Annotated in this window: 21 protein-coding genes and 1 pseudogene; 11 read left to right on the top strand and 11 right to left on the bottom strand. The window is 72.6% G+C overall.

Going from position 1 to position 18,206, the window contains the following annotated elements:
* The first annotated feature begins 65 nt into the window (after nt 1-65).
* Nucleotides 66-1,115, top strand: coding sequence for a LacI family DNA-binding transcriptional regulator (locus U5640_RS03430; RefSeq protein WP_340374315.1), 1,050 nt, complete (start codon nt 66-68; stop codon nt 1,113-1,115).
* Nucleotides 1,116-1,223: 108 nt separating this feature from the next.
* A complete protein-coding gene (locus U5640_RS03425; protein ID WP_340374314.1) occupies nt 1,224-2,669 on the top strand; it encodes a benzaldehyde dehydrogenase in 1,446 nt (481 codons plus the stop codon).
* Nucleotides 2,670-2,682: 13 nt separating this feature from the next.
* Here U5640_RS03425 and trxA read toward each other — a convergent pair whose 3' ends face one another.
* Nucleotides 2,683-3,063 carry a thioredoxin gene (gene trxA, locus U5640_RS03420; protein WP_340374313.1) on the bottom strand — a complete coding sequence of 127 codons (381 nt, stop codon included), beginning with the start codon at nt 3,061-3,063 and terminating at the stop codon, nt 2,683-2,685.
* A 118-nt stretch (nt 3,064-3,181) separates the two neighbouring features.
* Between trxA and U5640_RS03415 the strand changes: the two genes are divergently transcribed.
* The gene (locus U5640_RS03415; RefSeq protein WP_340374312.1) at nt 3,182-4,600 is read left to right on the top strand and encodes an NAD(P)/FAD-dependent oxidoreductase; all 1,419 of its coding nucleotides are present in this window, start codon (nt 3,182-3,184) and stop codon (nt 4,598-4,600) included.
* Nucleotides 4,601-4,632: 32 nt separating this feature from the next.
* Here U5640_RS03415 and U5640_RS03410 read toward each other — a convergent pair whose 3' ends face one another.
* Nucleotides 4,633-5,277, bottom strand: a complete 645-nt coding sequence (locus U5640_RS03410) for a peptide deformylase (RefSeq protein ID WP_340374311.1) — start codon at nt 5,275-5,277, stop codon at nt 4,633-4,635.
* A gap of 129 nt (nt 5,278-5,406) precedes the next feature.
* Here U5640_RS03410 and U5640_RS03405 point away from each other — a divergent pair, with 129 nt between their 5' ends.
* On the top strand, nt 5,407-6,834 hold the full coding sequence (locus U5640_RS03405) for a PepSY domain-containing protein (RefSeq protein WP_340374310.1): 1,428 nt from the start codon (nt 5,407-5,409) through the stop codon (nt 6,832-6,834).
* Between the two features lie 125 nt (nt 6,835-6,959).
* On the opposite strand, the gene U5640_RS03400 is transcribed toward U5640_RS03405, so the two are convergent.
* Both U5640_RS03400 and U5640_RS03395 read right to left on the bottom strand, forming a co-directional pair.
* Entirely contained in the window at nt 6,960-7,337 is a 378-nt protein-coding gene (locus tag U5640_RS03400; protein ID WP_340374309.1) for a tetratricopeptide repeat protein, read from the bottom strand.
* An 84-nt stretch (nt 7,338-7,421) separates the two neighbouring features.
* Complete coding sequence (locus U5640_RS03395; RefSeq protein WP_340374308.1) at nt 7,422-7,949, bottom strand: MarR family transcriptional regulator; 528 nt, start codon at nt 7,947-7,949, stop codon at nt 7,422-7,424.
* 82 nt (nt 7,950-8,031) lie between these two features.
* Between U5640_RS03395 and U5640_RS03390 the strand changes: the two genes are divergently transcribed.
* Nucleotides 8,032-8,985, top strand: a complete 954-nt coding sequence (locus U5640_RS03390; RefSeq protein ID WP_340374307.1) for an EamA family transporter — start codon at nt 8,032-8,034, stop codon at nt 8,983-8,985.
* A 166-nt stretch (nt 8,986-9,151) separates the two neighbouring features.
* Nucleotides 9,152-9,445 (top strand): annotated as a pseudogene (locus tag U5640_RS03385) (MarR family winged helix-turn-helix transcriptional regulator); the annotation flags it as partial.
* A 43-nt stretch (nt 9,446-9,488) separates the two neighbouring features.
* Here U5640_RS03385 and U5640_RS03380 read toward each other — a convergent pair.
* Together U5640_RS03380 and U5640_RS03375 are read right to left on the bottom strand one after the other, a co-directional pair.
* A complete protein-coding gene (locus U5640_RS03380) occupies nt 9,489-10,205 on the bottom strand; it encodes a DUF4142 domain-containing protein (protein ID WP_340384910.1) in 717 nt (238 codons plus the stop codon).
* Between the two features lie 184 nt (nt 10,206-10,389).
* On the bottom strand, nt 10,390-10,803 hold the full coding sequence (locus tag U5640_RS03375) for a hypothetical protein (protein ID WP_340374306.1): 414 nt from the start codon (nt 10,801-10,803) through the stop codon (nt 10,390-10,392).
* A gap of 144 nt (nt 10,804-10,947) precedes the next feature.
* Here U5640_RS03375 and U5640_RS03370 point away from each other — a divergent pair, with 144 nt between their 5' ends.
* Nucleotides 10,948-11,430 carry an NADAR family protein gene (locus tag U5640_RS03370; protein ID WP_340374305.1) on the top strand — a complete coding sequence of 161 codons (483 nt, stop codon included), beginning with the start codon at nt 10,948-10,950 and terminating at the stop codon, nt 11,428-11,430.
* Nucleotides 11,431-11,450: 20 nt separating this feature from the next.
* Here U5640_RS03370 and U5640_RS03365 read toward each other — a convergent pair whose 3' ends face one another.
* The 4 genes from U5640_RS03365 to U5640_RS03350 are packed head-to-tail and all read right to left on the bottom strand — an operon-like array spanning nt 11,451 to nt 14,054.
* Entirely contained in the window at nt 11,451-12,083 is a 633-nt protein-coding gene (locus tag U5640_RS03365; protein ID WP_340374304.1) for a hypothetical protein, read from the bottom strand.
* Complete coding sequence (locus U5640_RS03360; protein ID WP_340374303.1) at nt 12,080-13,045, bottom strand: pirin family protein; 966 nt, start codon at nt 13,043-13,045, stop codon at nt 12,080-12,082. Before U5640_RS03360 ends, U5640_RS03365 begins: the two co-directional genes overlap by 4 nt.
* A gap of 53 nt (nt 13,046-13,098) precedes the next feature.
* Nucleotides 13,099-13,587 carry a hypothetical protein gene (locus U5640_RS03355; protein WP_340374302.1) on the bottom strand — a complete coding sequence of 163 codons (489 nt, stop codon included), beginning with the start codon at nt 13,585-13,587 and terminating at the stop codon, nt 13,099-13,101.
* On the bottom strand, nt 13,584-14,054 hold the full coding sequence (locus tag U5640_RS03350) for an ATP-binding protein (protein ID WP_340374301.1): 471 nt from the start codon (nt 14,052-14,054) through the stop codon (nt 13,584-13,586). Before U5640_RS03350 ends, U5640_RS03355 begins: the two co-directional genes overlap by 4 nt.
* Before the next feature lie 152 nt (nt 14,055-14,206).
* On the opposite strand from U5640_RS03350, the gene U5640_RS03345 reads away from it, so the two are divergent.
* Entirely contained in the window at nt 14,207-14,428 is a 222-nt protein-coding gene (locus U5640_RS03345) for a DUF397 domain-containing protein (RefSeq protein ID WP_340384908.1), read from the top strand.
* 121 nt (nt 14,429-14,549) lie between these two features.
* Nucleotides 14,550-15,464, top strand: coding sequence for a helix-turn-helix transcriptional regulator (locus U5640_RS03340; RefSeq protein WP_340374300.1), 915 nt, complete (start codon nt 14,550-14,552; stop codon nt 15,462-15,464).
* 24 nt (nt 15,465-15,488) lie between these two features.
* On the opposite strand, the gene U5640_RS03335 is transcribed toward U5640_RS03340, so the two are convergent.
* Nucleotides 15,489-16,307: an SAM-dependent methyltransferase gene (locus U5640_RS03335; RefSeq protein WP_340374299.1), complete on the bottom strand. Its 819-nt coding sequence runs from the start codon at nt 16,305-16,307 to the stop codon at nt 15,489-15,491.
* 173 nt (nt 16,308-16,480) lie between these two features.
* Between U5640_RS03335 and U5640_RS03330 the strand changes: the two genes are divergently transcribed.
* Together U5640_RS03330 and U5640_RS03325 are read left to right on the top strand one after the other, a co-directional pair.
* On the top strand, nt 16,481-17,209 hold the full coding sequence (locus tag U5640_RS03330; protein WP_340374298.1) for a PAS domain-containing protein: 729 nt from the start codon (nt 16,481-16,483) through the stop codon (nt 17,207-17,209).
* Nucleotides 17,206-18,183, top strand: a complete 978-nt coding sequence (locus U5640_RS03325) for a threo-3-hydroxy-L-aspartate ammonia-lyase (protein WP_340374297.1) — start codon at nt 17,206-17,208, stop codon at nt 18,181-18,183. Before U5640_RS03330 ends, U5640_RS03325 begins: the two co-directional genes overlap by 4 nt.
* Nucleotides 18,184-18,206 lie beyond the last annotated feature (23 nt).

Raw genomic sequence — 18,206 nt, 5'->3', positions numbered from 1 at the left:
GTGGTTGACGCTTCACCAAATGTGTGCGTCCCCCACCTGAAATCCCGCTCACAGCTTCTGCCAAGATGCCGTACGTCATGGTGCAGATACCCAACACGCCCGCGCCGACGAAGCCGCCGGCGCCGCGCCCCGTGCCCACGAGCGCCGACGTGGCCCGCCTGGCCGGAGTCTCGCGCGCGACCGTCTCCTACGTGCTGAACAACACCAGCGCCGTACGCATCAGCGAACCCACCCGTCGCCGGGTCCACGAGGCCGCGAGGGAGCTGGGGTACGTGCCGCACGCTGCCGCCCGCAGCCTGCGTGCCGGACACAGCCGGGTCGTCCTGATGCCCACCCTGCCGGTCCCGGCCGGCCCCCTCTACAGCCAGTTCGTGCACGACTTCCAGGGCGCCCTGAGCCGCCTGGACTACACGGTCGTCCAGTACGGCACCTCCGGGATGTACGGCGACGACGCCGCCCGGGCCTGGGCCGAACTGCGGCCGGTCGCCGTGCTCGTGCCCACTCCGGGCATCGGTCCCGAGGGCGTGGCCGTGCTCAAACGGTCCGGCGCGCGGGCCGTGGTCACCCTCAGCCCCGTGCCCGTCGAGGGCGCCCACGCGCTGCTCCTGGACCACGCCCGCGTCGGCCACAGCGCCGCCCGGCACCTGCACGCGCGGGGCAGACGGCGGATCGGTGTCGTCGTGCCCGAGGAGCCGGGCATGGAGATCTTCTCCGGGCCCCGGCTGACGGGCGCCCGCGAGGCCCTGCGCGGCACCGGGGCCACCGTGGTCGAACTGCCCCTCGCGTACACCCGGAGTTCCGCCGCCGCCCTCGCCGCCCGCTGGGCCGACCTGGGCCTGGACGCCGTGTTCGCCTACAACGACGAGTACGCCATGCTCCTGATGTGGGCCCTGACCGAGGCGGGGGTGCGCATCCCCGAGGACACGGCCGTCATCGGCGCCGACGACCTGATGCTGGGCGCCGTGGTGCGGCCTACGCTGAGCACCGTGCGCATCGCACTGCCCTCCGGCCGCGAACTCGCGGCACTGGTCGACCGGGCGGTGCGCAACCCCGGCGCGGAGCCCGAGTCGCACCCTCTGTCCGGCGCAACCGTGGTGCACCGCGAGTCCAGTTGATCCGTGGAGGGTGCGCAGGAGCGGAACAAGCTGTTAAATGCTCAACCAGATGGGACGTGTGCACCCCCGAGCAGTGCGTCCCGCGGGTCACCGATCGGAGAGCCACCCATGTCGCTGCTCGACCCCCAGACCTGGCAGACCGCGCAGTCCCGCGCCCTGAGCGGCCCGCGGCACACCGTCACCGAGCCCGCGACCGGCGCACCGCTCGGCACCGTCGTGCTGGCCTCCGCCGCCGATGTGGCCCCGGCCGCCGAGGCCGCCCGCGCCGCCCAGGGCGAATGGGCCCGCCTGCCGCACTTCGTCCGCGCCGGGGTGCTGCGCAGGGCCGGAGACCTGTTCGCCGCGCACGCCGACGAACTGCGCGACTGGCTCGTCCGTGAGTCCGGCTCCATCCCGGGCAAGGCCGACTTCGAACTGCACGTCGCCGCCCAGGAGTGCTACGAGGCCGCCGCCCTCGCCTCCCGTCCCGCCGGCCAGGTCCTGCCCAGCGAGGCGGCCAGGCTGTCGTACACCCGGCGGATCCCGGTCGGCGTGGTCGGCGTGATCTCCCCGTTCAACGCCCCGCTGATCCTCTCCATCCGCTCCGTCGCGCCCGCCCTCGCGCTCGGCAACGGGGTCGTCCTCAAGCCCGACCCGCGCACGGCCGTCTGCGGCGGCCTCTCGCTGGCCGCCGTCTTCGCCGAGGCGGGCCTTCCCGCCGGCCTCCTCCAGGTGCTGCCCGGCGGCGCCGAGACGGGCGCCGCCCTGGTCGCCAACCCGCGCGTCCCGGTCATCTCCTTCACCGGCTCCACCGCCGCGGGCCGCGCGGTCGGCGAGGCCGCCGGACGCCACCTCAAGCGCGCCCACCTGGAACTCGGCGGGAACTCCGCCCTGATCGTCCTGGAGGACGCCGACCTCGACGCGGTGATCTCCACAGCCGCCTGGGGCTCGTTCTTCCACCAGGGTCAGATCTGCATGACCACCGGCCGCCACCTGGTCCACGCCTCGCTCCACGACGAGTACGTCGAACGGCTCGCCGCCAAGGCCGAGTCCCTGGCCGTCGGCGACCCGCACCGCGCCCAGGTCCACCTCGGCCCGCTCATCGACCGGGGCCAGCTCACCAAGGTGCACGGCCTGGTCGAGGCCAGCACGGCCGCCGGCGCGAAACTCGCCGCGGGCGGCACCCACGAGGACCTCTTCTACCGGCCGACCGTCCTCACCGGCGTCGACGAGACGACGCCCGCCTACGCCGAGGAGGTCTTCGGCCCGGTCGCCCCCGTCCGCTCCTTCAGCAGCCCCGACGAGGCCGCCGAGCTCGCCGCCCGGAGCGCCTACGGCCTCTCCCTGGGCATCGTCACCCGGGACGCCGCCCGCGGCCTGGACCTCGCCGAACGCATCCCCACCGGCATCGTCCACATCAACGACCAGACGGTGAACGACGAGGCCGTGGCCCCCTTCGGCGGGGTCGCCGCCTCCGGCACCGGCGCCCGCTTCGGCGGCGAGGCCAATGTGGAGGCCTTCACCGACCTGCGCTGGACGACGGTGCGCGGCGACGTGGCCCCCTACCCCTTCTGAGGCCCGGCGAGGTCTACTGGTCGGCCTGGGCCGCCTGCTGCTCCGCCACCGACTTGCGGACCTCGTCCATGTCCAGCCTGCGCGCCTGCCCGATCACGTCCGCGAGGGCGGCCTCGGGCAGCGCGCCCGGCTGCGCGAACACGGCCACCCGGTCACGGACGATCATCAGCGTGGGAATCGACTGGATGCCGAAGGCCTGGGCCAGCTCCGGCTGCGCCTCGGTGTCCACCTTGCCGAAGACCAGGTCCGGGTTGTCCTGCGCGGCCTTCTCGTACACCGGCGCGAACTGACGGCACGGGCCGCACCAGGCCGCCCAGAAGTCGATCAGGACGAAGTCGTTGTCCGTGACCGTCTGGTCGAAGTTCTCCTTGGTGAGCTCCACGGTGCTGCTCATGACCTGCGACCTTCTTCCTGGTGGGGGTTCCTGGTCGGCACCAACACGGCCGTGCGGGCGCGTATTCCGCGCCCCTACCCGTGTGGCCACCCCGCACACCACCCACCAGACTGACCCCATGACGGAATCGGAAACCATCGCCTACGACGTCGTGGTGCTCGGGGCCGGGCCCGTGGGGGAGAACGTCGCCGACCGCACCCGTGCGGCCGGCCTCACCACCGCGGTCGTGGAGAACGAGCTGATCGGCGGCGAGTGCTCGTACTGGGCCTGCATGCCCAGCAAGGCCCTGCTGCGCCCGGTCATCGCCCGGGCCGACGCCCGCAGGCTGCCCGGACTGCGCCAGGCCGTCCAGGGACCCCTGGACGCGGACGCCGTCCTCGCCCGCCGCAACTGGTTCACCGGCGACTGGACGGACGACGGCCAGGCCGACTGGCTCGCCGGCATCGGCGCCGACCTGTACCGGGGCCACGGCAGACTGGCCGGCCCGCGCGCGGTGACCGTCGGGGACCGCACGCTCACCGCCCGGCACGCCGTGGTCGTCTCCACCGGCACCCGGGCCGTCCTGCCGCCGCTGCCCGGCCTCGCCGAGGTACGGCCCTGGACCAGCCGCGAGGCCACCGGCTCCCAGACCGTGCCCGGCCGGCTCGTCGTGGTCGGCGGCGGAGTCGTCGCCACCGAGATGGCCACCGCCTACCAGGCCCTCGGCTCCGAGGTCACCGTCCTCGTCCGCGGCAAGGGCCTGCTGAACCGCATGGAGCCGTTCGCCGGCGAACTCGTCGCCGAGGCGCTCACCGAGGCCGGCGCGGACGTACGGACCGGGACCTCGGTGGAGTCGGTGACCCGGGTCGACGGCACCGTCACGGTCGTCACCGGCACCGGGGACCGGATCGAGGCCGACGAGATCCTCTTCGCCACCGGCCGGGCCCCGCGCACCGACGACATCGGCCTCGACACCGTCGGCCTGGAACCCGGCTCCTGGCTCACGGTCGACGACAGCCTGCGCGTCACCGGTACCGACTGGCTGTACGCCACCGGTGACGTCAACCGCCGCGCCCTCCTCACCCACCAGGGCAAGTACCAGGCCCGGATCGCGGGCGCCGCGATCGCCGCGCGTGCCGCCGGCACCCTCCTGGACGGCGTCGAGCCGTGGAGCGCCCACGCCGCGACGGCCGACCACGAGACCGTCCCCCAGGTCGTCTTCACCGACCCGGAGGCCGCCGCGGTCGGCCTCTCGCTGGCCGAGGCCGAACAGGCCGGGTACCGGGTGCGCGCCGTCGACGTCGACATGTCCTCGGTGGCCGGCGCGGGCCTGTACGGCGAGGGCTACAAGGGACGCGCCCGGATGGTCGTCGACCTGGAGGAGGAGATCCTGCGCGGGGTCACCTTCGTCGGCCCGGGCGTCGGCGAACTGATCCACTCCGCGACCGTCGCCGTCGCCGGCCGCGTCCCCGTCTCCCGCCTCTGGCACGCGGTGCCGTCCTACCCGACCCTCAGCGAGATCTGGCTGCGCCTGTTGGAGGCGTTCCGGGACAACTGACCTGTAGGGAAGGGGACTTGGGTAACCCCGGTCTACGGCAGCTCGAAGCCCAGGGCGCCGGCCGCCTCCGACGGGGTCGGCTGGGCCCAGCGCTCCAGCACCGCCTGGTTGGCGGACAGCGAGCGCAGCTCGGCCCGGTCGAGGTACAGGGTGCCGTCGAGGTGGTCCGTCTCGTGCTGCACGATCCGGGCGGGCCACCCGGCGAACACCTCGTCCAGTGGCCGCCCGTGCTCGTCCTGGCCGGTCAGCCGCACCTCGGCGGCCCGCGCCACCACCGCCTGGTAGCCGGGCACGCTCAGACACCCCTCGAAGAACGCGGCGCGGACCGGACCGACCGGCTCGTACGACGGGTTGACGAGGACCCGGAACGGCAGCGGCACCCGGCCCCGGGTCACCCGCACCTCCTCCGGCACCGGCGCCGGGTCCTCGATCACCGCGATCCGCAGCCCCACCCCGACCTGAGGCGCGGCCAGCCCGACACCGGGCGCCGCGTGCATCGTGACGCGCAACGCCTCGACGAACCGGGCCAGCAGGGACGCGTCGAGCTGACCGTCGTAGCGTTCGGTGCCGGAGCGCAGGACCGGGTCGCCGGCCGCGACGATCGGCAACGGGCCGCCAGGGGCGAGGAGTTCCTCGACGCGGTCGGCAAGGGGCGTACGGGGACTGGGAGCTGCCATCGGGCCAGCATGACATGAGCGACGCCCATGTGACGCAGGTCACGAGAACTCGCGGGAACTCGGTCCGGGCGCGATCCGACTACTGGACCGTCCCGGCTCAACCCGTCCCCGATTCCGGAGTAGCCCCCGATGACCACCGCTCCCTCGACCCCCACGGACGAGGCCCCCGAGGCAGCCCCGGCCCCGGACCCGCTGCCCAAGTCCCCCGGCCCGTGGGCCTCGTTGCGCCCCCTGGTGCTGCGTCTGCACTTCTACGCGGGCGTCGTCGTCGCACCGTTCCTGCTGATCGCCGCCGTCACCGGCCTGTTGTACGCGGGCTCCTTCCAGGCCGAGAAGCTCCTCTACGCGCACGAGATGACCGTGCCCGCCGGCGACACCGAGCTGCCGATCTCCGAGCAGGTGGCCGCCGCCCGCAAGGCCCACCCCGAGGGTACGGTCTCGGCCGTGCGCCCCTCCCCGCAGGACGACGCCACCACCCGTGTGATGCTCTCCGGCGTCGAGGGCGTCGACCCCGAGCACACCCTCGCCGTGTTCGTCGACCCGTACACCGCCGAGGTGCGCGGCGCGCTGGAGCAGTACGGCTCGTCGGGCGCCCTGCCGGTGCGCACCTGGATCTCCGGGCTGCACCGCAACCTCCACCTCGGCGAAACCGGCCGTCTCTACAGCGAGTTCGCCGCGAGCTGGCTGTGGGTGATCGCGGCCGGCGGCATCGCGCTGTGGTTCTCCCGCCGCCGCGCGCTGCGCAAGGTGCGCGGCACCAGCGGCCGTCGCCGCACCCTCGGACTGCACGGCACGGTCGGCGTCTGGGCCGCCGCGGGGTTCTTCTTCCTGTCCGCGACCGGTCTGACCTGGTCCACCTATGCCGGCGCCAACATCGACGAACTGCGCACCTCGCTCAAGCAGGCCACCCCGTCCGTCTCGGCCACGGTGAGCGGCGGCGGCGAGCACGCCGGTCATGACGCGGCCTCCGGTTCGGGCGGCGACGGCGAGCACGGCGTCGGCCTGGACAAGGTGCTCGCCGCCGCGCGCGCCGAGGGGCTGGGCGACCCGGTCGAGATCGTCCCGCCCGCCGACGCCTCCTCGGCGTACGTCGTCAAGCAGATCCAGCGCAGCTGGCCCGAGAAGCAGGACGTCGTCGCGATCGACCCGGCGACCGGCGAGGTCACCGACACCGTGCGGTTCGCCGACCACCCGGTGCTCGCCAAGCTGACCCGCTGGGGTATCGACCTGCACACCGGCACCCTGTTCGGGCTGGTCAACCAGATCGCGCTGATGCTGCTCGCGCTCTCCCTGATCCTGCTGATCGTGTGGGGCTACCGCATGTGGTGGCAGCGTGGCCGCGGCTCCGCCTTCGGGCGCCCGATCCCGCGCGGCGCCTGGGCGCAGGTTCCGCCGTACGTCCTGGTGCCGCTGATGGCGGCGGTCGCCGTGCTCGGCTACTTCGTCCCGCTCCTCGGTATCCCGCTCGCCGGCTTCCTGGTGGTCGACGTGATCCTCGGCGAGCTGGCCCACCGGCGCCGGACGAAGGTGAAGGCGAAGGCCGAGGCGCAGGCGTAGTTCGGAGCCCGAGCGCACGGGAGCGGCCCGCACACGGGAGCGGCCCGGCGGTGAGGTCCACCGCCGGGCCGCTCCCGTGTCCCGGGCCGGATCATGCCCGGGACCGGATCATGTCCTGGGCGGGATCAGTCCTCCGGGAAGTCCCCGGCCAGCGCCGAGGCGATCCGCAGATGCGGTCCCGCCTCCGTGTGCCGTCCCTGCCGCTCCAGAGTGCGGCCGAGCATCAGGCGGGCGTAGTGCTCCACCGGGTCACGCTCCACGATCAGCCGCAACTCGGTCTCGGCGCGGCGCAGTTGGGCCGAGTGGTAGTAGGCGCGGGCCAGCAGCAGCCGCGGTCCGGTCTGCTCCGGCACCTCGTCGACCAACGGCGCCAGCACCCGGGCCGCCGCGGTGTAGTCCCGCGCGTCGAAGAACAGCCGTGCGCGCTCCCAGCGCTCGGCCGGGGTCCCGTGGGCGTAGTACGCCGACTCGCTCGTCGCGTCGTACCCCGTGCCGTATGTCATGTTCACTCGTGACCTCCTTCGCCGCCGTCAACCGGGGGTGGTCGTTGAATATTCCACTACTAGGCGGAGGGGTCACCGCGCCGGTCACCCGGCGTCGGCGGCTCCCGGATGCTCCATCCGGCCCAGCCACCCGGTGAGCAGGGCTTCGAGGGTCGCGGCCTCGGCGGGCGTCAGCAGGTCCAGCAGGCGGCGTTCGTTGTGCATGTGCTCGGTGAAGGCCCGGTCGATCAGCTCGCGGCCGGCCTCGGTGAGGGCGACGATCCGACCGCGCTGGTCGTCGGCGGAACGGCGGCGCGTGACGAGCCCGGCCCGCTCCAGCCGGTCGATCCGTTTCGTCATCGCGCCGGTGGTGACCATGGTGTGCGCCGCGAGCTCGCCGGGCGCCCGCTCGTAGGGCTCCCCGGCGCGGCGCAGGGCGCACAGGACGTCGAACTCGCCCTCGCCGAGGCCGTAGCGGTCGTAGACCAGGCACAGTTCCCCGGTGAGCCGGTCGGCCAGCCGGTGCAGCCGGCCGATCACACCCTGGGGGCTCACGTCCACGTCGGGGCGCTCCCGGCGCCAGTCGGCCTGGATGCGGGCCACGCGGTCCAGCGCTTCACCGTTCTGCTCCATGGCGGCCATATTAGCTTCCCCGGAAGTTACATTCGCTTCCCGGGCAGTTACATTCGCTTCCGTGGAAGCTATATTGACTTCCATGGAAGCGAATGTGCGCCGGGTGGCCCTGACGGCCCTGACCGCGGTAGCCCCGGTGGCCTGGGGTGCCAACTACTTCGTCACGCACGAGTTCCTGCCTGCCGACCGACCGCTGTGGGGGGCCGCCCTACGGGCACTGCCCGCCGGGCTGGTCCTGCTGGCCCTGTGCCGGCGACGGCCGCACGGCGCGTGGTGGTGGCGTTCCGCGGTGCTCGGGCTGCTCAACATGAGCGTGTTCTTCGTCCTCGTCTATGCCGCGTCCCAGCTCCTGCCGACGAGCGTCGCCTCGACGGTGATGGCGCTGTCCCCGCTCACGATGATGCTCATCGCCTGGCCCCTGGTGTCCGAGCGCCCGCGGGCGGGCCACCTGGCCGGTGCCACGATCGGACTGGCCGGGGTCTGCCTCATGCTGCTCACGGGGGCGGAGACGGTGAGCGTGCCGGGGGTGCTCGCCTCGGCCGCCGCGCTGCTGGTGTCGTCCTTCGGTCACATCCTCGCCAAGCGCTGGAGCACCGGCACGGACGTGCTCGCGTCGACGGCTTGGCAGCTCACGGCCGGCGGTCTCCTCCTGCTGCCGGCCGCCGCGGTGGTGGAGGGCGCTCCACCCGGCGCCTCCGCCCCGACCCTCCTCGCCTTCGCCTACGTCTCCCTCGTCGCCACGGCCCTGGCGTTCGTCGCCTGGTTCACCGGCCTGCGACACCTGCCCGCGGGGACGGTCGGGCTGATCGGCCTGCTCAACCCGGTGACCGGTGTCGTCCTCGGCACGGCGATGGCGGGCGAGGCCCTGACCGGCCGGCAGCTGGCGGGCCTGGCCCTGGTCCTGTCGGGGGTCGCCCTGAGCCACCCCCGACGCACGCCCCCGCCCTCCGGTCCGGTGCGTTCGACGCCGGGCCCGGAGCGACGGGTGGCGAGAACGCCTGCCGCTCGCCCCGGCGTCGAGCACGACCGGCGATGAACGGCGATGACCGGTGCGGGAATGAGAGCGTGCTGATGCCGGCTACGGCGGTCGCGGCGGTGTGGGCGCGGCGGTGGTCGTGCGGGGTTCGTGGCGATCCCGGCGCATGCGCGACGGCGCGGCCGGTCACGCGCGGCCGGTGTCGCGGGCGCACCCTCCGTTCACGATCGGTCGCGCGCCGGGCGCCGGCGCCCGGGAACTGGCGGCGGCGACCTTCCGGAGCGAGCAGGCCCTCGGCACGCTCGCCGGGCGTCTGGTGGCGCAGGGGCTGGGGGACCGGTGCCCCGGACGCGGCCGCCGTATCGAGCACCACCTCACTCCCTAGGGGAGCCGGATGCTGAAGGCCGGTCACACGGTGGCGGACGCGGTGCTCGTGGAGTGCTTCGAGGGCTTGACCGAGCCGGAGCGCGAGGCGTCGCTGGGCCTGCTGCGGAAGGTCGAGGGGCAGCCCGAGGGGTGAGGCGGGCCTCCCCGCGCGACCTCGGCCCGCCCCTGGGCGGCGTCTACCCGTTGGCGGCCACGCCGTTCATCGCCGCGCCCAGGTCCGCGGGGGTGGACGTGGCGTTGGGCGGCGGGGGAAGGACGACCAGCGGCTGGCCGGCGGGCGGGACCGGCGGGGTCATGTCCGACTTGGGCAGCGTCGGCGGCTTGGTCTGGTTGAAGAGGGTGGTGTCGAAGTCGACCAGGCCGGTCTGCTCCATCACCGTGATGTGGTCCAGGACGGTGTCGTTCGCCTGGTCGGCCAACGCGCGCACCAGGGAGTTCTTCGTCGTCGCCCGGACCTTCGCCACCGTGTTGAAGATGGAACCGTGCGTCATGCGCAGGATGTTGGCGAAGTCGATGTCGAACTGCTTGCCCTGGGAGGCCTTCAAGGTGGTGACGAAGCCCTCCTGCTGGGGGCTGGCCACGTTGGGCAGGACGACGTTCAGCATCGGTGCGATCTTGCGGCAGGTCTCGTCCAGGGCCGCATGCCCGTCGATGAGGTGCTCGCTGGCCGTGACGACGGCCTTGCTCTGGCCCTTCTCCACCCCGATCAGTCCGACGGGGTGCTCCCAGAGGCCGGCCGCCCGCACCGCCACCACGAATGCCCGGTCGCTCTCGGTGAACGGCCCCCACTGGGTGTTGGCGATGAGGCGGTCGGACGAGGTCGACACGGTGGTCAGACCGAGCATCGACGGGTACACGAGGGCGCTCACTGTCAGGGTCAGGGCGCCGCCCACGACAAGAGTGCCCACGAAATTGCGTGAGAGCTGCACTGTTCCTCCTGTGCGGTCGAGGGGGGTCTGTCGATTCGCAGGTCGCCCGGCGGGGCGGTCGCAGACGAATACGTGGCTGACGCCCTTCGAACTCACCCCGTCCCGGGAAATGTTCAAGAGGGGGCAAAGGAGATCTCGCCCGTGTCCGTCATGGCGTGTAGTAGGCGGCGTACTGCGCGGCATGCCCCGCGACGGAGAAGTCCTCGAAGTCGCCGGCCTGCTCGCAGTCGAGCAACCGCTGCAGCGCGGCCGCGGCCTCGGGCGGACGCAGGGACCGCAGGTACGCCTTGGTCCCGGCCAGTCCGGTCCCGCACAGCAGCTGGATGTCGATCGAGCAGTCGGCGTCCGTACTGGCGGTCTTGGCCTTCCAGATGAGCAGGACGTCGTCCAGACCGCCGGCGTTGAACAGCTGGACGCAGCAGAGTCTCATCAGCTCCGTGTCGCCGCCGCCCTGCGCCTGCCGCTCCCGTGCGGTGTGCGCCGCGAGAAGCTGACGGACGGCGTCGAGGTCGGCGTCGGCCGGGTGCACCCCGTAGCGGTCGAGGCATGCGTCTTCGTCCATGGGCCATGCCCTTTCTCCGTGGCCGCCTGCCGTCCCGCCGGCTGCCTTTCTGCTGGCCTCCGGGCACATCCAGGGCCGCTCTATCGTGTCACTGACACGGATGTCGGCCCGTCGGCGTCACCGGCGGCCATGAGTGAGGCTCTCATGACGATCTGCTTCTACGGCGCCGACGAAGTCCCTTACGGGTGCTTCTCGAACTTCTCCGCTCACGGCTTCGAGCTCGACGGGGTCTGGTGGCCGACTCCGGAACACTTCTTCCAGGCGCAGAAGTTCAGAGGCACCCGCCACGTGGATCTCATCCGGCGAGCGCGCACGCCGCTGCGGGCAGCGGAACTGGGCCGGCACGCGTCCAGACCTCTGCGCAGGGACGGGGAGCGGGTCAAGGACGACGTCATGCGCCGTGTGGTGCTCACCAAGTTTTACGCCCCGGACTGGGTGCTCGTCGGCGATGACAGCGGCGGCAGGGGGCTGTTCATGCGACGCCACGACCGGGATCGCGCTGCCGTGTACGGCCTGGATCTCGGCGCCGTCGAGCATGACATCGAAGCCGTCGGCGAGTTGCTGACCGACGACCTCCTCGGGTGGCTCGCCGAGGGCGCGGGCGGCGGGTGCGACACGACCGGATGAGCGCGCCCGGCCCCGGGCCGTCACGGCGTGCCGTCGAGCGCGGCCCCCAGGAAGTCCTCGATCAGCCCGGCCGGGTTGGCAGCCCTGGTGGCCTCCTCCTCCCAGCCCGGGCAGTCCATGTCGAACACGACCACGGGCAAGGGGCGACCGAAGATCCTCTCGATGGTTCCGCTCGCGTGGAGGTGGCGGGCGAGGTCGACCACGGCGTCGCGGAAGTGGCGTGCGAGGAGGCCGGACCTGGTGCGCAGCGCGTCGTCCGTCGTCGGCCGACCGAGATCGACCTCACCGTCGTACCAGATCCCGAGGTCCCTTGCCTCCTCCTCGAGGAGCCGGCCGCCGACCGGGTCCTCGGGGACGGTGCCGAGCCTGTCGAAGCCCTCCAGGATCCAGAAGGCGTAGTTCCAGCGCACCTCCCAGGGATCGGAGTTGCGGCGCATCTCCTCCTCGTACCGGCTCTCCGTGTTGTAGCCGATGTCCACGTACGGGCGGCGGTGGTCGGCGTCCAGGCGCCAGATGTTGAAGGCCAGGACGTACGTCTCACGCTTCAGCTGCTCGGGGAGCCGCTCCAGGATGCCGGTGGCGGCCTGCCGCAGATGCGCCTGGAAGGTCTGCCGTTCCCTCCGGGAAGCAGTCCTCCGCTCTCCCCGGCTCACCGCACCCTGCCCCGCGCCTTGAGCGGCGTGGGCGGCAGTTCCGGTGCGGGCAGCGGCGCCCCGTCGTAGCCCCGCACCTCTCCGAACCGTGTCCCCTTCATCCAGTCCTCGCGGGCCTGGACGATCTCGTCCTGGGACCGTCCGACGAAGTTCCACCACATGATGAGCTCCTCCTCGAAGGGCTCGCCGCCGAGGAGCATCAGGCCCGCGTCGGAGGCGGCGCGCAGGGAGAGGTCGGTACGGCCGCAGCCGAGGTAGAGGAGGGAGCCGGGGAGGACCGGGACGCCGTCGACGTGGACCTCGCCGGACATCGACAGGACGCCGTACTCGAAGTCGGCGGCGAGCGGCAGGCGCACGTCCGTGCCCTCGGCCAGGGCGAGGTCCGCGCCCACGATCGGGGTGTACGTCGTCCCGGGGGAGCGGGACCCGTCGAGTTCGCCGAGGACGACGGTGGCGGTGAGGCCGGGCGCGGTGACCGTGGGCAGCGCGGCGTGGTGTTCGAAGTGGGGCTCGGTGCGGCGGTGGGCGTCGGGGAGCGCCACCCAGAGCTGGGCGCCGTGGAGGTAGCGGGCGTGGGTCCGCGGGCTTTCCTCGGAGTGGCTGATCGCACGGCCCGAGGTCATGAGGCCGAGTTCGCGGGGGCGGACGGTCTGCAGGCTGCCCGTGGAGTCGCGGTGCAGCACCTCGCCCTCGTGCAGCCAGCTGACGGTCTGGAGTCCCATGTGCGGGTGCGGCGGCACCTGCATACCCGGTTCGTCGGCGATGTCGTCGGGTCCGTAGTGGTCGACGAAGGCCCAGGCGCCGATCATGCGCCGGCCCAGGTTCGGCAACAGCCGGCGCACCTCGGTCGACTCGCCGAGCTTCACCCGGCGGGGGCTCAGCAGCTCGCGGACGGGTTCGGCGACGACGAATCCACGCCCGCCGCACACGCTCGGCACGGGCGCACGGTCAAGGTTGCTCATACGGTCAACCTAGCGGTCGGTTCCCCCGGACGGACCGGCTCGCCGCCCGTTCTTCAGTCGTTCAGCGTCGCCGCGAGCTCCCGGCCGGCCTCGGCGATCTCGCTGTCCCGGTCCGTGAGGAGATCCTCCAGGAGGCCCCGCTGGGCCCGGACGGCATGGCGGGCCTGGCGCTCCCAGGCCACGTGGTTGTCCGGGTGGCGCAGCAGCTTGGGGTAGGCGGCGGCGGTGGTCTCCCACTGGCGGGCGTCGGCGATGCTCCTCAGCAGACGCAGTATGGCCACCCTGCAGGTGACCTGCGGAAGCCGTGCGAGCTCCCACAGGAACGGCACCGTGGCCGCGGTCGCCTGGTCCACCACGAAGCCGTACCGGCAGATACGGCGGCGCAGCTGCCCGAGCGCGCTCTCGGCGGTCTCGGCGTCGCCGCGGGCGACGGTGGTGAGCAGGGCGGGGATGCCGGCGGCGGATCCGGTGGTGTCCCGGATCTCGGGCCAGGGCACATGTCCCAGGTCCTGCAGGGGCGGGGTTCTCTTCGTGGCGGTCATGTCGTGGAGGTGCGGGTCGGCAGCATGGCCCAGACGGTCTTGCCCACGGGGGAGCGGCGGGTCCAGCCCCAGTGCTCCGAGAGGGTCTCGACGATGTACAGCCCGCGGCCGTGCTCCAGCAGGTCGTCGCCGGGGGGCGGGTACAGGGGTGGGCTGTCGCTGGGGTCGGTGACGGCACACATCAGGTGCGAGCGGCGCAGGGTGAGCCGGAGCCGTACGTCGAAGTGATCCGTGAGGTGATCCGCCGGCAGGGGCGGCAGGCCGTGCAGGACGGCGTTGGAGGCGAGTTCGGTGACGACGGTGAGTGCGTCGTCCGCGCAGTGGTCCAGGGACCAGCCGCCGAGCGTGCGCCGGGTGAAGTTCCGGGCCTCGGCGCATCCCTCCCGGCCGCCCCCGAGGTGCAGGCTTGCGGTTCTGGACGAGTCGAGGGCGGACTCGTGGTTCCGGAACTGCGCAGGTGATGACACGGGGCATCTCCCTGAGGCGAGGTCAGGACGGGTTGCCGGAAGTGCGGTTGACGGCATGGTTATTATCCACGCTGACGATGTCCTCGTGCAATTTCACGGGAAATTGCGCGTATGAAGCGAGGAGAGTTGCCGTGTCGTCAGGAACCGGATCGGTGTCGAACGGAGTGCGGGCGAGCGAGCTGGGCGTCCGCTGGATCAAGAGCAGTCACAGCAACGCGGAGGGCAACTGCGTCGAGGTCGCGGCGCTGGACGGGGGCGGTGTGGCGATGCGCAACTCCCGGGACCCCGACGGTCCGGCCCTGGTCTACACGCCGGCCGAGGTGGCCGCGTTCCTGGCGGGGGCGAAGGGCGGGGAGTTCGACCACCTGCTGTGAGCGCCTCGGGCGCAGGGTGCCGCCGACGAGGCGCCGGTTCAATTCCCTTGCTGCCTACGGCCGTCGGGCGTCGGATGCGATACTGGGGTCTGTCGTCTGCCGGTCCGTGGGGAGTCACAGCATGTCTGCCGAGTCACCTCGAGTCTCCCGCCTCGAACCGTATCTGAACCGCGCGGAGCCCGCCCCGACCTTGCTCAAAATGCTGGTCGGGGTCCAGCTCACGGGCATGCGCGAGGACGCCGGGCTCGCCCAGGACCAGGCCGCGCGTGCGGTCCGGTTCAGCCCGGCGAAGCTGTCGCGCATCGAGGCCGGCAAGGGGCGCCGCCCTCCGACGGAGGGTGACGTCCGCGCGCTGCTGGCGCTGTACGGCGCCGAGGAGCACGAGGCCTCGGTGCTGCTGGAGCTGCTGCGGCAGGCGGGGGAGCCGGGTTGGTGGCAGCGGTACGACAAACGGCTGATGCCCGAGTGGTTCGATCGTCTGGTCGGACTTCAGGAGGCGGCCACCGCGATCCGTACCTTCGAGATCCAGTACGTGCCGGGTCTGCTCCAGACCCCCGCGTACACCCGGGCCGTGGTGGAGCGCGGGCTGCCCTCGGCCTCGCCGCGGGAGGTGGAGCGCCGGGTGGAGCTGCGCACCCGGCGGAGCGAGCTGCTGCACCGCGCCGACGCCCCGCGGGTGTGGGCGATCCTCGACGAGTCGGTGCTGCTGCGGGTGCTGGGCAGCCGCGAGGTGATGCGCGAGCAGCTCGCCCATCTGGTCGAGCTGGCCCGGCTGCCCCACGTCACCGTGCAGGTCGTCCCGCTGGACGTCACGCACGCCTCCGCGCCGGTCATCCCCGTCACCTATCTGCGGTTCGGCGGCGCCGATCTGCCCGACATCGTCTATCTGGAGCAGATCAGGAGCGCGACCTTCCTGGAGGACCGGGACGAGACGGAGGAGTACCGGGTCGCCCTGGACCGGCTGGCCGACCAGGCGCTCCAGCCGCGCGAGTCGCTCAGGCTGATCGAGGAGACCGTCCGGCAGCGCTACGCCTGACGGCCGGTCCCGGCCGGGGCCCGGTCAGCCCAGACGTCCCACGCCGCCGAACTCGATCCACTCCTGCGTGAGTTGGCGGGGCGCGACCTCGGTGTCGGGCCGCCAGGTGGAGACCTCCACCAGTCCCGGTTCGAGGATCCCGAGCCCCTCGAACCACGCGGCGACGTCCTTCTGCTCCCGCACCCGGCCCCAGTGCCCCTGCGTGGCCTTGTCCATGAAGTCGGTCACGAACTCCCGTACCGCAGCGTCCTCGCTGACCAGCTGACACATCACCAGATAGCTTCCGGGGGCCAGGCGTTCGGACACCCGGCGGACCACGGCGGACGGGCCGTCGGTCTCGCTGTCGGGGATGCAGTGGAAGACCGAGTTGAACAGCACGGCCACCGGCTGGGAGAAGTCGATCAGCCGCTCCGTGTCGGGGTGGGTGAAGATGGCCTCGGTCTCGCGCATGTCGGCGTGGATCACGGTGGTGCGCGAGTCCTGCTCCAGCAGGGCGCGGCCGTGCACGAGGACCATCGGGTCGTTGTCGACGTAGACGACCCGGGAGCTCGGGTCGATCTGCTGGGCGACCTGGTGGACGTTGTCCTGGGTGGGCAGGCCGGACCCGTGGTCCAGGAACTGCCGGATGCCGTACTCCCGGGCCAGGGTCCGCACGACCCGCTGGAGGAAGCGGCGGTTGTTCAGGGCGAGGGCGCGGGTGCTCGGGACGACCTTGTCCAGTTCGGCGCAGGCGGCCCGGTCGGCCGCGTAGTTGTCCTTGCCGCCGAGGTAGTGGTCGTACATGCGCGCTGCCGTCGGGATCGTGGCGTCGATCTCCGTGGACAGAGGCTTCCCGGACTGCATGTCTTCTCCCCCAGCTCCCGGCCGTGGCCGCGTCGTCGCGGTCGGTAACACATCCTAGGGAAACGGGGATTGGGGACGCCACCCCTTGATCGATCGATCGCCGGACGGAGCGGGGAACGTCCGGCGGCCTGGACTGCTGGTCCAGATCCTGGACTTGTGGTCTAATCGCTCGTATGGAGACCACGGAGAGGGACCGCGGAGGCGAACGGGCGAGGGAGAGGGAGCGGGATGCGATCCTGCGGGCGCTCACCCCGGTCGTGGACGGCATCGCGGCCACCTTCGGGCCGATGTGCGAGGCCGTCCTGCACGACTACCGGCGGCCGGAGAGGTCGGTGGTCGCCGTCGCCGGGTCGGTGACCGGGCGGACGGTCGGCGGGGCGATGAGTGAGATCGGCCTGCGCGTCCTGGCCCGCGGCGACGAGGCCCGCGACGAGCTGAACTACGTCACCCGCACCGGCGACGGCAGACGGGTCAAGTCGTCCACGATGGTGCTGCGCGACTCCGCCGGCGCGGTCTTCGGCGCCCTCTGCGTCAACGTCGACGTCACCGAGGTCGACCGGGTGCAAGGACTGCTCGCCGCGCTCGCGGGCACCGGCGCGCAGCCGTCGCAGGCGCCCGTGACCACCTTCGGCGACGACATCGACTCCGTCGTGGACGCCCTGCTCGACGACCATCTGCGGCGCCAGGACCAGACCTGGCCCGGCCTCGACCGGGCCCGCCGCGTCGCCCTCTTCCGCGGCCTGGACGAACGGGGCGTCTTCGCCGTGCGCCGGGCCGTCGAACAGGTCGCCGCCCGCCTGGGCATCTCCCGCGCCTCCGCCTACCACTACCTGGCGCAGGCGCGGGACACGTCCACCGACCCCGCCCACGCCTCCGACTCCACCGAGGGAGCCCGCCCGTGACCACCGCACCCCCGCCGATCACCCTCGACGACGTGCTGGACGCGGCCGTCAGACTGAGGGGCGTCGCCCGGCGCACCCCCGTGCTGCGCTCCCGCACCCTGGACGCGGCCGTCGGCGCCGAGGTGTTCCTGAAGTGCGAGAACTTCCAGCGCGTCGGTGCCTTCAAGTTCCGCGGCGCCTACAACGCGGTCTCCCGGCTGACCCCCGACCAGCTCGCCCGGGGCGTCGCCGCCTACTCCTCCGGCAACCACGCCCAGGCCGTCGCCCTGGCCGCCCGGGAGCTGGGCACCACCGCGGTGATCGTGATGCCCGAGGACACGCCGCGCTCCAAACGGGCGGCCACGGAGGGCTACGGCGCCGAGATCGTGACGTACGACCGCTACACCGGCGACCGGGAGGCACTCGCCCGGGCCCTGGCCGCCGACCGAGGGCTCGCCCTGATCCCGCCCTACGACCATCCGCACGTCATGGCGGGCCAGGGCACCGCGGCACTCGAACTCCTCGACGAGGTGGACGGCCTGGACGCCCTCCTCGCCCCGGTCGGCGGGGGCGGGCTGATCGCCGGCAGCGCCACCGCGGCGAAGGGGCTGCGGCCCGGCATCCGGATCGTCGGCGTCGAACCGGAGGCCGGGGACGACACCCGACGGTCCCTCCGAGCCGGCCGGCGGATCGAGATCCCGGTGCCGCGCACCATCGCCGACGGCCAGGCCCTGTCCACGCCCGGCGAGCTGACCTTCCCGGTGAACCGGCGCCTCGTCGACGAGATCGCCCTCGTCTCCGACGAGGAGATCCGCGCCGCGATGCGCTTCGCCTTCGAGCGTCTGAAGATCGTCGTGGAGCCCAGCGGGGCCACCCCGCTGGCCGCCCTGCTCGCGGGCCGGACCGGCGTCCCGGGCCGCCGTGTGGGGGTGATCGTCTCCGGCGGCAACATCGACACCCACCGATTCGCCGAGCTGTGCGCGGGCGGTACCTGAGACCCGGTCCGCCGAATGGCGCC

The sequence above is a fragment of the Streptomyces sp. SS7 genome (assembly GCF_037993025.1).
GTDB lineage: Bacteria > Actinomycetota > Actinomycetes > Streptomycetales > Streptomycetaceae > Streptomyces.
This window is presented reverse-complemented; position numbering and strand designations above follow the sequence as displayed.